Source organism: Pseudarthrobacter sp. MDT1-56, from assembly GCF_059383555.1.
Map to the genome: position 1 here is coordinate 517,753 of NZ_JBWZCK010000001.1, position 12,505 is coordinate 530,257.

Here is a 12,505-nt window from a genome sequence, read left to right on the forward strand (position 1 = left end):
GCCCGCGTTGGGGCCGACCTCTTCAACCACGAGTGCCGCGCTGGCAGCATCGGCGGCTTTGGCTTCCTGAATTCGACCCAGGGTCGAGGGGACGCCCGGACGTTCCAAGGGTTCCGGCGGCGTGGTCGTCTGCTCCTCCTGGCCACCGTGCCGCAACTGTTCAAATCTGCTGGTGAGGCTCACTGGACTACCGCCCTTCGGTGGAGCTTGCGATGTGTTCGGTCCTGCCAGTTCGGCTGGAAACGGTCCACGAGCTGCCGAAGACCCTTTGCTGCCACGTCCCGGCGGCTGTCCTGAAGGATGGGGACACCCTTGTTGGTCGAAAACGGCAGGGTCCGGGAGCGCGGTATGGCAACGTCAACCGGTACCCCGATCGTTGCCTCCACGTCGGGAACGGTAAGACCGCTCCTACCGTCGGCCATGTTCAGCACAACATGCCGGCTTTCCGGCATGAGGCCCAGTTCGTTGAGGATGTGGAAACCGGTACGGAGCCCGCGGATGCTCGGCACGTCCATGCCACACACCCAGACGGCATCCGTCGCCTGCTCCAGCGCGGCAAGAACATGCTCGCCGAGTCCTGGGGCGGTGTCGATGACCACGTACTGGAACTCATGCCGCAACTGCTTGAGCAGGTTAGTGACGTGGGCGGAGGTAATCCCCTCCATTTCAACGGGATTCTTAGGCCCACACAGCGCGTAGATGCTTGCCGAGTGCAGCGTGAGATATGTCTTGAGGACCATGGAGTCCTGGCTGGCTGCGCCCGTAACCGCATCCGTGAGCGTATGTTCCGGGTCCAGCAACAGCCCACTGGCGACATCCCCGAACTGCAGATCCAGGTCCACGATGACGACCCCCATCGGAGCCACTTTTCCCAGTCCGACTGCGATGTTTGTCGCGATGGTGGTCTTGCCGACGCCGCCTTTCGGAGACATGACGGCGATGACCCGACCGCCAGAACGTCCAGCCGGAGACTCTGCCGTACTGGGGTTGAGGCCCCTCCGACGGCCGGCTGCGGCCAGGCTGGAACGTTCAACCATTGCCCGGATTCCGTCGATGTCCGACGCGGGAGAAAGGATGTCCCGCACTCCCGAGCGCATCGCGGCCAGGACGAGCTCCGGGGTCTGCTCCGCGGCCAGCAGGACGCTGATTTCCGGATACTGCAGGTCCAGCACGGCTGCGTGCTTCAAGGTTTCGTCCAGAGCCAGCCCCGGGCCGAGGATGAGCACTTCCGGGGGCTCTCCCAGCAGTTTGCTCAGGAATTCATCTGGACCTTCCGGGAGGTAGTCTGCCTGGAACCACTGCAGGCTGCCGCTCATACCGGCGGTAGCTGAGCGGACCTTTCGCTCGAAGTCGACGCTTGGCGTGATCAGTACGAAGCGGCTCATTGGAAGACCCTGATGCGTTCCATGACGCCGGTGTTGTCCGTCGTCGAGCTTTCCGATTCCTTGCTCAGGTACACCTTGCCGAACTCGACGGCGTGGACGATCTTCTCCACGTCGATTGAGGGCCTGGCCAAGGTGACGAGGTAGCCGCCATTTGCCTGGGCCGCGCTGGATTTGGCGTTCAAGGCCCCGTCGGAGGATTCCGTCGTCGTTGTCGCTGACTGCTCCTGCGCTACGGCACCCGTGGAGTTCTGGACCGCCGTTACCAGCACCTTGTGGAACACCAACTGAGACTGGTCGGGAAGATTCAGCTTCTCGTTTTCCGCATAGGACAGGATCACGCCGACGGTGTCGCCGGCTTTCAGGCTTCCGCCGACGATTCTGTCGATACTGAGTTTGACCGTGACTTCCTGCAGTCCGCTGGGGACCGGTGCCCGGTTCGGGCCGAGCAACTGCCCCGGCTCCACCATTCGTGTGGCCAGGAGTTGTTCGCCGGGAACTAGCCCGACGGCCGAGACCTTCTGCCCAAGTGCAGTCAAGGTGGTGACGCTGTCGCTGGCCACCGCTGACTTAGGTACGGTCTTCTTGATCACCGAATCGCCGAAGTCCGCTGCGGCGGTTCCGGCTGCAATTTCCTTTTGGACCACGTAGACCTCAGCGGTCTCGGTGTTTGCCAGGGCGCGCCGATCGGCGCCTTGGACGTAGGACACAAGTAGAACTGTCCCGATTATGGCCACAACGAGTGCGGCAATGCCTCCCAGTAGGCGAGCTTTCAATTCTTCCACCCCTTTAAAAATGAATCAGTAGTTATTTGATAAGACCGAGAATCTTTATGTTTCCGGTAGGGGCGGTAGAACCACCCGTGAATACGCCTGGATCGGCGAAATAACCGGCGAATGTCCCGTAAAGGCCCTTTTCGCTCGTAGAAAAAACGTTGGTGGGATCATAGGTATTGCCGGGAAATTTCCAACCCTGGACTTCGAAACCCGCCCACTTCTCGATCAGGTACTGCACGTTGCTTCCGGTACAGGGCGAGAACACGCTTTTGCAGGTGTACTTGTAGACCGGGATTGCGACTGTCTGTCCGACGAGATCGCTGTTGAAGATGGCCCCGCAGCCAGTTGGCATGGCTGCGCCGGCACTCGTCATGCTCCACTCACCAACTTCCGCGGTCACCTGGCACCCAGTAGTGCCGTCCGGATCCAGCCAGGCGAAACCGCCGGGGATGGTCTGGTTCGAGGGATTCAACCCGGTGCAGTCCACGGCTCCGGCACCGCCGCCCTGGGTCAGGATTTTGTGGGGGAGCCCGTCATCGATGAACTCGCACGGCGCGAAGGTCAGCGGAAGGATGCTGCGGCCGCGGGTCGGATATTCCCATTTGGCGGTGGCAGTGGCGCCGACGCCGACGTCGGGGGTATTGAGGGCATTGGCGAACAGCTTGCTCAGGAAGCCGGAACCATCGGCCCCGTTCACAGTCGCCGTGCTGACTGTAACTTGACCGTCGACGCTCAGGTCAACGAACCGGACACGTGAGACACCGTCCTTCGAGTTCTGGTTGGCCAAGAGTGCTGCAACGGCGTCGGCATCGGCCTGCGTGCACCCTGCTGTCTCCGAGCAAATCTGTGCGCCGGCCAGGGCCCCTGCGTCGGCAGCGTTTTGAAGTTCGCCGCGTTCTGCGTAGATCTGGCCGACGTCGACGGCGATGGCGCCGACGCCGAGAAGCGCGAGCATCATCACGGCGACAAGTACGCCGGCGGCACCCTTCTCGCTGTCCCTGTCTCGTCGACCTTCCGTTACGGCAAACGTTCGCATCGCATGGCTCCTTCCCCGGTGACAGTGACGGTCGGACTGAAGAAACTGGTGAGGGCCGGCCGCGTGAAGGTAACGGTGGCTGTGACGGTGTCGCCCGGAGTGCAGGCCCCGGAGAAGGCGAAGTTTCCCGGCGCTAGGGCGACCCCAGGAGCCCCGGCTACCCCTTGGGCAGCAGCAAGTCCGGTGTCGTTGGTGACCGCCATTTCGCGGGCCGCCTCGCGGGCTGCTTGGGTCACCGAGATCTGGAGATTGTAGAAGTTGGAGAACTCCAGGATCGCAACCACGATCAATAGGAGCACCGGCGCGATAAGGGCGAACTCGACGGCTACCGCGCCGCGCTCCCGCCCCGGCATGACTTTGTTGCGTTTCACAGTTTCCCCCCGAGGAACGTGACGCTGGATCTAATGGAGAGTGCCGCGTCCGCGCTTGGCGGACGCGGCACTCCTTGGTGTTGAGACCTGATGCGGCGGTTGGACTACCAGGCGTTGACGGTGACGGCCAGACCCCGGAAGAAGTTGTCGAGTGCGGTGCCGAAGAGTCCAACGCCAGCGACGATGATGAGGGCGATGAGGCCGACGAGCAGACCATACTCAGTGGCGGTTGCGCCCTTTTCGGATTCCATCTTGTCCTTGACGCCGGCGACAAATGCGAGCATTGAAATCATGAGACCAGTCATTTTGAAGTTCCTTTTCCAGAGTTTTGAATATGAAACGAAATTCCAGCAAATCCCCTGTTGCCAACCCCCTGGAGTTCCGTTGGGACAACATTTGCACGGCGATTAAGGGCACAGCAATGAATTGGAATACTCGACTTTTTGGGGTGCAAAAGGGGCCGCCACCTAGGGCAATCCGGGGGTGTACTCAGTTCGTCCCGGCAGGTGGTCGCCCACTACTTGGATTGATACGCCCGCTTACTAATGGGGGCAGAGATACGGCAGTGGCAGGAGTTACGGAAGAAGCAGGATGATGGCCAGGCCGGCTGCCAGCATGGAGGGGCCGTGGGCCACCTCTTTTGGCTTGTTTCCGCGGTTCTTCAGCACCAGGATCACGGAGGCGAGGCCGCCCGCGACGAAGGCCAGGGCTCCGCCGTAGAACAGGTGCGACCAGCCTAGGTAGCCCAAGTACAGTCCGAGTGGTGCTGCGAGCTTCACATCGCCCATTCCGAGGCCGTTACCGCTGGTCAACGCCAAAAGTAGGTACAAAATGAACAAGATTACGGACCCCGCGGCTCCGCGATACAAGTCCCCGGGGGCTCCCTGCGCCAGTGCGGCGAACGCCAGGAGTGCCAGGCCGGCCCCCAGCAGGGGTCCGACGAGCCGGTTCGGCAGTAAGTGATGCACAATATCGATCCGTGCCAGCGGAACGGCGAAAACGCCTAGTAATACGTAGGCGGGAAGTTCGGCTGCGCTTCCGAAGCGCCAGGCCAGCAGGGCCGAGAGTGCAAAGGTGACCGCCGCCGTCGTGGTCCTCAGCCGAATGGAGGCGCCGCCGGCCAGCTGGGGGAGGAAGCGCCGGATAACGGCGTCGGCCAGGAGTCCCAGGCACATGCCGGCCAGCCCGACCCCGGCAATAAACAGCGGCGAGGCGGAGGCAGCGGCGGCGGTGTCGAACACGGTTCCTCCAGGGACGCAGGGGGCCGGGGGCGGGCAGAATCCATCCGGACACCCCATTTTGACCCAGCGACTGCTCTTCCGCTATTCTTGGTAGTCGTTGTGCGTGTCCTTCTCGATGATGCGTGCCCGCTTGGGAATCCGGTTGCAGGATGACTACCCAACGTGCACATTCGAGACTTCAGGACGACTGGTTACATAGAGCCCTCACCTCTGTTCCGGTAGCGCATAGATAGTAGGTGCACCTTCGCGTGACGCCTAAAACAAGAACGCCAGAACAAGAACGAGGCAAACACCGTGCGTACGTACACCCCGAAGCCCGGCGATATCAACCGCCAGTGGCACGTCATTGACGCCACAGACGTTGTCCTTGGTCGTCTCGCGAGCCAGACCGCAATCCTGCTGCGCGGCAAGCACAAGGCCACCTTTGCGTCCCACATGGACATGGGCGACTTCGTCATCATCATCAACGCTGAAAAGGTTGCCCTCACCGGCGCCAAGCTGGAGCAGAAGCGCGCATACCGCCACTCCGGTTACCCGGGCGGCCTGACCTCCGTCACCTACGCGGAGCTGCTGGAATCCAACCCGGTCCGCGCCGTGGAGAAGGCCATCAAGGGCATGCTCCCGAAGAACTCGCTCGCTGCACAGCAGCTGGGCAAGCTGAAGGTTTACAAGGGTGCCGAGCACCCCCACGCCGCCCAGCAGCCCAAGACTTTCGAAATCACCCAGGTCGCCCAGTAGTCCTGGCCACCAACCAACTTTTAATCAAGGAGAATCGTGGCTCAGAACGAAGAACTGACCACCGAAGCCGTTGAGGCTGAGGAAAACCTGACCAGCTACACCTCGGAAAGCGGTGCTGCAGAAGCAGCTGCGCCGAAGAAGGAACGCCCGGCACTGACCGTCGCCGGCGCTGCAGTTGGCCGTCGCAAGGAAGCCGTTGCACGCGTTCGCGTTGTGCCCGGTTCCGGCAAGTGGATCATCAACGGCCGCGAACTGGCCAACTACTTCCCGAACAAGCTGCACCAGCAGGACGTCAACGAGCCCTTCAAGATCCTCGATCTTGATGGCGCCTACGACGTTATCGCCCGCATCCACGGTGGTGGCATCTCCGGCCAGGCCGGTGCCCTGCGTCTCGGCATCGCTCGTTCGCTGAACGAGATCGACACCGAGAACAACCGCGCCACCCTGAAGAAGGCCGGTTACCTGCGTCGTGACGCCCGCGTCATCGAGCGCAAGAAGGCCGGTCTCAAGAAGGCCCGTAAGGCTCAGCAGTACTCGAAGCGTTAATTCCGCTTCCAAGCGCCTTTGGCGCTTGCACGAAAGCCCGTTCCGCCCTTTGTGGCGGGGCGGGCTTTCGCCGTTTAACCAGCGCAAACACCGGAATACGGGCGGCGCCGCGGGCCCGCGAAGTGGCTCCGGGACCGGAAGGGCCTACCTCATCGTCTAAACTTGACCCGATGTCTAGATTATTTGGAACAGATGGTGTCCGGGGTTTGGCTAACGGCCTGCTGACGGCCGAACTGGCGATGCAGCTGGCCCAGGCCGCCGCCGTCGTGCTTGGCCATGACCGCAATACCAGCGGAACACGGCCGCGCGCCGTGGTGGCCCGGGACCCCCGCGCCAGCGGTGAGTTCATTGCGGCTGCGGTGGAGGCGGGGCTGTCCAGCTCCGGGATCGACGTCTACGACGCCGGCGTGCTGCCCACCCCGGCCGCGGCCTACCTGGTGGCAGACCTGGACGCGGACTTCGGCGTGATGATCTCCGCCTCGCACAACCCCGCCCCGGACAACGGCATCAAGTTCTTTGCCCGCGGCGGCCAGAAGCTCCCCGATGATGTGGAAAACGCCATCGAGGCCCAGCTCGGCAAAGAGCCGCGCCGCCCGGTCGGCGGCGAGGTCGGCCGGATCCAGCGCTTCTCCGACGCCGAGGACCGCTACATCGTCCACCTGCTCGGCACCCTCCCGCACCGCCTGGACGGACTCAAGGTCGTGCTGGACTGCGCCCACGGCGCCGCGAGCGGATGTTCCCCCCAGGTCTTCAAGGACGCCGGCGCCGACGTCATTGTCATCGGCGCCGAACCGGACGGCCTCAACATCAACGAAGGCGTCGGGTCAACCCACCTGGGGCCGCTGGCCCAGGCAGTCCTGGCGCACGGCGCCGACCTGGGCATCGCGCACGACGGCGACGCGGACCGCTGCCTCGCCGTGGACCACGAAGGAAACGTAGTCGACGGCGATGAGATCATGGCCATCCTCGCCGTCGCGCTGAAAGCCTCGGGCAAACTCAAGGACGACGTCCTCGTGGCCACCGTAATGAGCAACCTCGGACTCAAGATTGCACTGCGCCAGGCCGGCATCAGCCTGCGCGAAACAGGCGTGGGCGACCGATACGTCCTGGAGGGGATGCGCGAAGGCGGCTTCAACCTCGGCGGTGAGCAGTCCGGCCACGTAATCTTCGCCGACCACGCCACCACCGGTGACGGCGTCCTCACCGGCCTGCAGATTGCCGCCCAGGTGGCACTCACTGGCCGTCCCCTGAAGGAACTGGCCAAGGTGATGACCAAACTTCCCCAGGTCCTGATCAACGTCAAGGGCGTGGACCGGACCCGGGTCAACGGCGATGACGCCGTTGCACAGGCCGTGGCCCTGGCCGAAGTTGAGCTTGGTGACTCCGGCCGGGTGCTCCTGCGCCCCTCCGGCACCGAACCGGTGGTGCGCGTCATGGTTGAGGCGGCATCGCAGGAGACCGCCCAGGCCGTCGCAGAGCGTCTCGCGCAGGTGGTCCGGACCGAGCTGGCACTGGAGCTTGTCGCGGACTGAGTTCCCCCGCTACCCGCAAAGCAATGGCGCGTCCCCTCGGGGGACGCGCCATTGTCGTTTTTTGCTAGACGGTTCGATCAGTGCGCAGGGCGTCCCGGATTTCGGTCAGCAGCGCAATCTGCGGGTCCTCCGCTGCCTCCTCCTTGACGTCCGTGTTGATGCCGAGGCGGCGGTTGCGCCGTTCGATCATGTGGTTCATCGGCACAACGACCACGAAGTAGATGGCGGCCGCAACCAGGAGGAAGTTGACGATCGCCGTCAGCAGCACGCCGAACTTGATGTCATTGCCGTTCAGGGTGACGACGGCAAAGCTGTCGAAGTTGGGCGAACCAACCAGACCTGCGATGAAGGGCATCAGGACGCTCTGGACGAGTGCCGTGACCACGGCACCAAACGCGGCACCGATGACGACTGCGACGGCAAGGTCTACGACGTTGCCCTTGAGAATGAAGCTCTTGAATCCGTTCAACATGTCCCCAAGCTAACCCAGCCGCGTGAACGCCCTGTGTCGGGGAGGTAAGTTTTGCGGGCCGTGTCGGTGTGCCGGGCGGCTCGGGCCGCTACTTGTACGCCGGGGCCGCTTCGAGTCCGAAATATTCCTCAAGGGTCGCGATGCCGCGGGCGTTCATGTCGACGGCGGTCTCCACGCCCACGAAGCGCAGGTGCCAGGGTTCGTAGTAATAGCCGGTGATCTCATGGAACATCCATGGGTAACGCACCACGAAGCCGAACAGGTGGGCGTTGGCCTTCGCCCAGACCGCTGCCGGCTGATTGGCGAACGCGGGGGTGAAGCTGTCCCTCCCGCTGCCGTCGCCGATGTCGAAGGACCAGCCGGTCTGGTGTTCCGAGTAGCCGGGCCGCGCGGAGGCGGTGTCCGCTGCGGCCTGCCCCTCGGCATTGACCCATCTGTTGTAGGTGGCGATCTGGGTGTTGAAGGAGCGGTAACCGCTCGCGAGGGTGATGACGACGCCGGCGGCCGCGGCCGCCGCGAACATCTTCTCCGCCGCGACCGCCGTCGTGCTGTTGAGCGAGGCCGATTCACCGGAGGTGGCCAGGCGCACGCGGGGCTGGACCAGGTCGGCCGGCACATAGCCGGCGGGGGAGAGCGGCCGGTGCTTGTTCACCACCACCCAGGGGCTCGCCGGGTCGGTGAGCGAGTGCCGGGCTGCGGGCGCGGCAGCGGAAGGCTCCGGGGCCGGTGGCGTGGTGGCCGGTGCCGTGGCGGCGGGACTGTCCGGCAGGGGCTCGGCGGAGGGCGTGGCGGTGACGGAGGCCGTCGCGGTGGTCCCGGCCGTCGCGGACGGTAAGGGCGGCGCGGACGGGGAAGCGGCGGCGGACGCCGTCGTAGGGGTATCGCCCGGGGTGCAGGCGCTCAGGGCCGCGAGGCCCGAACCGGCCATCAGGAGACGGCTAAAAGCCCGCCGGCTGGTCACGCCGGCCACGGAACCCGGCGTGACCGGACGCTCCGCGGACCCGTCGTAGCACACGTGTGCTAGACCTTGCGGAGCAGCATACGGCGGATGGAGTGGTCGGCGTCCTTGGTGAGGACCAGCTGCGCGCGGCCGCGGGTGGGGAGGACGTTCTCCTCCAGGTTTGGTTCGTTGATGCGCTTCCAGATCTCGCGGGCAGTCTCTTCCGCCTCGGCGTCCGAGAGCGTGGCGTAGCGGTGAAAGTAGGACTCGGGCTGCGCGAATGCGGTGGTCCGGAGTTTGCGGAAGCGGTCCACGTACCACTCCTCAATGTAGGACGTTTTGGCATCAACATAGATGGAAAAATCGAAGAAGTCACTCAAGGCCAGGCCCTGCCGGCCGTCGTGCCGCGGCCGGGCCGGCGCCAGGACGTTCAGCCCCTCGACGATCAGCACGTCGGGGCGGCGAACCACCACTTCCTTGCCCGGGACGATGTCATAGGTCACGTGCGAGTACCAGGGGGCCCGGACTTCCTCGGCGCCGCCCTTGATCTCGCTCACAAAGCGGAGCAGTGCACGGCGGTCATAGGACTCGGGGAATCCCTTGCGCTCCAGCAGCTGGCGGCGTTTGAGTTCCGCCAGCGGGTACAGGAAGCCGTCGGTGGTGATGAGCTCAACATTGGGGGTGCCGGGCCAGCGGCGGAGCATCTCACGGAGCACACGGGCGATGGTCGATTTGCCCACAGCCACCGAACCGGCGACGCCGATCACGAACGGCGTGCGCTGGGTCTGCTCGCCCAGGAAGGTGGTGGTTGCCGCATGGAGCTGGCCGGCCGCCTCGACATACAGGTGCAGCAGCCGGGACAACGGGAGATAGACCTCGCGGACTTCCTTCATGTCCAGGGGATCGCCGAGGCCGCGGAGACGGAGTACGTCCTCCTCGTTGAGGGGCTGCTCCATCTGGGCAGCGAGCCGGGACCAGGTCTGCCGGTCCAGCTCCACGAACGGGGAGACGCCGTCGCCGTTCGCTTCATTGCGTTGCAAAGTCACCCTAGAGATTCTGCCCTCCGCCGGGCCGAGAGCGAAATGGACGAACCCGTCCGTGCAGCAGACGCGCCCCGCCCGGGCCGCGGAAGGGGTGTTGGCGCTGGTCCTACGTCCGCTGTCCGGGAAACCCGCTAGGCTTGTGTCCATGTGTGGAATCGTTGGATATGTGGGCCACTCCGCTGGCCGGGTAAATACTGGACACAATGCCCTGGACGTTGTCCTTGAGGGATTGCGGCGGCTGGAATACCGGGGCTACGACTCTGCAGGCATCGCCGTGGTAGCTGACGGAGCTATTTCGTCCCGCAAGAAGTCGGGCAAACTGAGCAACCTGATTGCCGAACTCGAGGCCAGCCCGCTGCCGGAATCGCTGACCGGCATCGGTCACACGCGCTGGGCGACCCACGGCGGCCCGACCGACCTGAACGCCCACCCGCATCTCGCCGATGAGGGCAAGCTCGCCGTCATCCACAACGGCATCATCGAAAACTTTGCCGAGCTCAAGCTGGAGCTCGTCCGCAAGGGCGTCGCCTTCAAGTCCGAAACCGACACCGAAGTGGCCGCCGCGCTGCTGGGCGACATCTACCGGAACCAGATCCACGGCTCGTCCAAGGGCGACCTGACCAAGGCCATGCAGCTGGCCTGCCAGCGCCTCGAAGGCGCCTTCACCCTCCTCGCCATCCACGCGGACCAGCCCGACGTCGTTGTGGCGGCCCGCCGCAACTCCCCGCTCGTCGTGGGCCTCGGCGACGGCGAGAACTTCCTCGGCTCCGACGTCTCCGGCTTCATCGACTACACCCGCCGCGCCGTCGAACTCGGCCAGGACCAGATCGTCACCATCACCGCCGACACCGTGGAAATCACGGACTTCTACGGCGCCCCGGCCGAAGGCAAGGAATACGAGGTCAACTGGGACCCGGCCTCCGCGGAGAAGGGCGGCTTCCCGTCCTTCATGGAAAAGGAAATCCACGACCAGCCGGACGCCGTGCTGCAGACCCTGCTGGGCCGCTCGGACATCAACGGCCGGCTGACCCTGGACGAGCTCCGGGTTGATCCGGAACTGCTCAAGCACGTGAACAAGATCATCGTCCTGGCCTGCGGAACCTCCGCCTACGCCGGACAGGTCGCCAAGTACGCGATCGAGCACTGGTGCCGGATCCCCACCGAGGTGGAGCTCTCGCACGAATTCCGTTACCGCGACCCGATCGTGGACCAGAACACCCTGATCGTCTCGATCTCCCAGTCCGGTGAGACCATGGACACCTTGATGGCCGTCCGCTACGCCAAGGAACAGGGCGCCAAGACCGTCTCGATCTGCAACACCAACGGCTCCACCATCCCGCGCGAATCCGACGCCGTGCTCTACACCCACGCGGGCCCGGAAATCGCCGTCGCCTCCACCAAGGCCTTCCTGGCGCAGATCACCGCCGCCTACCTCCTGGGCCTCTACCTGGCCCAGCTGCGCGGCAACAAGTTCCAGGGCGAGATCAAGGACATCCTCGCGGACCTCAACAAGATCCCGGCCAAGATCCAGCAGATCCTCGACAACGAGGACCAGATCAAGGAACTCGGCCAGTCCATGGCCGACGCCAAGTCCGTGCTGTTCCTGGGCCGCCACGTGGGCTTCCCGGTAGCGATGGAGGGCGCGCTCAAGCTCAAGGAGCTTGCCTACATCCACGCCGAGGGATTCGCCGCCGGTGAACTCAAGCACGGCCCGATCGCTCTGATCGAGGAGGGCCAGCCGGTCTTCGTGGTGGTCCCCTCGCCCCGCGGCCGCGACTCGCTGCACGCCAAGGTGGTCTCCAACATCCAGGAAGTCCGGGCGCGCGGCGCCAAGACGATCGTCATCGCGGAAGAAGGCGACGAAGCCGTCAAGGCCTACGCCGAGCACGTCTTCTATATCCCCGAGACCCCCACGCTGCTCGCGCCGCTGCTCAGCACCGTCCCGCTGCAGATTTTCGCCCTCGCCCTGGCATCCGCCAAGGGCTACGACGTGGACCAGCCTCGCAACCTGGCCAAGAGCGTCACCGTAGAATAACGCCATGATTGTTGGCATTGGCGTAGACGTCGTAGACATTGAACGGTTCGGCCGGCAGCTGGAGCGCACCCCCGGGTTGCGTGACAGGCTGTTCGTCCCCGCGGAGCGCGAACTGAACACACGCTCCCTGGCGGCCCGGTTCGCCGCCAAGGAAGCCGTGGCCAAGGTCCTCGGCGCCCCGGCCGGGATGAACTGGCAGGACTGCTGGATCGGGCTGGACCAGAATGGTCCCACGGTCCAGATCAAGGGCACCGTGCTGGCCGTGGCCGAGTCTAAAGGCGTCAAACGCTGGCACCTGTCCATGAGCCACGACGGCGGCATCGCCACTGCGACGGTCATCGCCGAAGGCTGAGCTTTACCAGCCTGACCAACGCCGCATTTCCCACAGCGACT

14 protein-coding genes are annotated in these 12,505 nt (G+C 64.3%); 5 read left to right on the forward strand and 9 right to left on the reverse strand.

Annotation, left to right across the window (positions count from 1 at the left end; genetic code table 11):
* Positions 1 to 179 precede the first annotated feature (179 nt).
* The 6 genes from AC50YC_RS02560 to AC50YC_RS02585 all read right to left on the reverse strand — a co-directional run bounded on the left by AC50YC_RS02560 (position 180) and on the right by AC50YC_RS02585 (position 4,806).
* Entirely contained in the window at positions 180 to 1,385 is a 1,206-nt protein-coding gene (locus tag AC50YC_RS02560) for a CpaE/TadZ family protein (protein WP_494952042.1), read from the reverse strand.
* Entirely contained in the window at positions 1,382 to 2,092 is a 711-nt protein-coding gene (gene cpaB / locus AC50YC_RS02565; protein WP_494952043.1) for a Flp pilus assembly protein CpaB, read from the reverse strand. The genes AC50YC_RS02560 and cpaB overlap by 4 nt, the downstream gene beginning before the upstream one ends.
* Positions 2,093 to 2,189: 97 nt before the next feature.
* Positions 2,190 to 3,194 carry a pilus assembly protein TadG-related protein gene (locus AC50YC_RS02570; RefSeq protein ID WP_494952044.1) on the reverse strand — a complete coding sequence of 335 codons (1,005 nt, stop codon included), beginning with the start codon at positions 3,192 to 3,194 and terminating at the stop codon, positions 2,190 to 2,192.
* Positions 3,176 to 3,565 carry a TadE/TadG family type IV pilus assembly protein gene (locus tag AC50YC_RS02575; RefSeq protein ID WP_494952045.1) on the reverse strand — a complete coding sequence of 130 codons (390 nt, stop codon included), beginning with the start codon at positions 3,563 to 3,565 and terminating at the stop codon, positions 3,176 to 3,178. Before AC50YC_RS02575 ends, AC50YC_RS02570 begins: the two co-directional genes overlap by 19 nt.
* Before the next feature lie 104 nt (positions 3,566 to 3,669).
* A complete protein-coding gene (locus tag AC50YC_RS02580) occupies positions 3,670 to 3,870 on the reverse strand; it encodes a Flp family type IVb pilin (RefSeq protein ID WP_494952046.1) in 201 nt (66 codons plus the stop codon).
* 270 nt (positions 3,871 to 4,140) lie between these two features.
* On the reverse strand, positions 4,141 to 4,806 hold the full coding sequence (locus AC50YC_RS02585; RefSeq protein WP_494952047.1) for a prepilin peptidase: 666 nt from the start codon (positions 4,804 to 4,806) through the stop codon (positions 4,141 to 4,143).
* Between the two features lie 294 nt (positions 4,807 to 5,100).
* Between AC50YC_RS02585 and rplM the strand changes: the two genes are divergently transcribed.
* The 3 genes from rplM (at position 5,101) to glmM (ending at position 7,622) form a co-directional block, all read left to right on the forward strand.
* Complete coding sequence (gene rplM / locus AC50YC_RS02590) at positions 5,101 to 5,544, forward strand: 50S ribosomal protein L13 (RefSeq protein WP_224047236.1); 444 nt, start codon at positions 5,101 to 5,103, stop codon at positions 5,542 to 5,544.
* 36 nt (positions 5,545 to 5,580) lie between these two features.
* Positions 5,581 to 6,090 (forward strand): 30S ribosomal protein S9, encoded by a 510-nt coding sequence (gene rpsI / locus AC50YC_RS02595; protein ID WP_494952048.1) that lies wholly within the window; start codon positions 5,581 to 5,583, stop codon positions 6,088 to 6,090.
* A 170-nt stretch (positions 6,091 to 6,260) separates the two neighbouring features.
* Positions 6,261 to 7,622 carry a phosphoglucosamine mutase gene (glmM, locus tag AC50YC_RS02600; RefSeq protein ID WP_494952049.1) on the forward strand — a complete coding sequence of 454 codons (1,362 nt, stop codon included), beginning with the start codon at positions 6,261 to 6,263 and terminating at the stop codon, positions 7,620 to 7,622.
* A 64-nt stretch (positions 7,623 to 7,686) separates the two neighbouring features.
* On the opposite strand, the gene mscL is transcribed toward glmM, so the two are convergent.
* The 3 genes from mscL to coaA all read right to left on the reverse strand — a co-directional run bounded on the left by mscL (position 7,687) and on the right by coaA (position 10,080).
* A complete protein-coding gene (mscL, locus tag AC50YC_RS02605; protein WP_494952050.1) occupies positions 7,687 to 8,094 on the reverse strand; it encodes a large conductance mechanosensitive channel protein MscL in 408 nt (135 codons plus the stop codon).
* Positions 8,095 to 8,182: 88 nt separating this feature from the next.
* A complete protein-coding gene (locus tag AC50YC_RS02610; RefSeq protein ID WP_494952051.1) occupies positions 8,183 to 9,109 on the reverse strand; it encodes a M15 family metallopeptidase in 927 nt (308 codons plus the stop codon).
* A 5-nt stretch (positions 9,110 to 9,114) separates the two neighbouring features.
* On the reverse strand, positions 9,115 to 10,080 hold the full coding sequence (gene coaA, locus AC50YC_RS02615) for a type I pantothenate kinase (RefSeq protein WP_307460450.1): 966 nt from the start codon (positions 10,078 to 10,080) through the stop codon (positions 9,115 to 9,117).
* Positions 10,081 to 10,222: 142 nt separating this feature from the next.
* Between coaA and glmS the strand changes: the two genes are divergently transcribed.
* Together glmS and AC50YC_RS02625 are read left to right on the forward strand one after the other, a co-directional pair.
* The gene (glmS, locus tag AC50YC_RS02620; RefSeq protein ID WP_494952052.1) at positions 10,223 to 12,112 is read left to right on the forward strand and encodes a glutamine--fructose-6-phosphate transaminase (isomerizing); all 1,890 of its coding nucleotides are present in this window, start codon (positions 10,223 to 10,225) and stop codon (positions 12,110 to 12,112) included.
* A 4-nt stretch (positions 12,113 to 12,116) separates the two neighbouring features.
* Positions 12,117 to 12,464 (forward strand): holo-ACP synthase, encoded by a 348-nt coding sequence (locus AC50YC_RS02625; RefSeq protein ID WP_494952053.1) that lies wholly within the window; start codon positions 12,117 to 12,119, stop codon positions 12,462 to 12,464.
* Positions 12,465 to 12,505 lie beyond the last annotated feature (41 nt).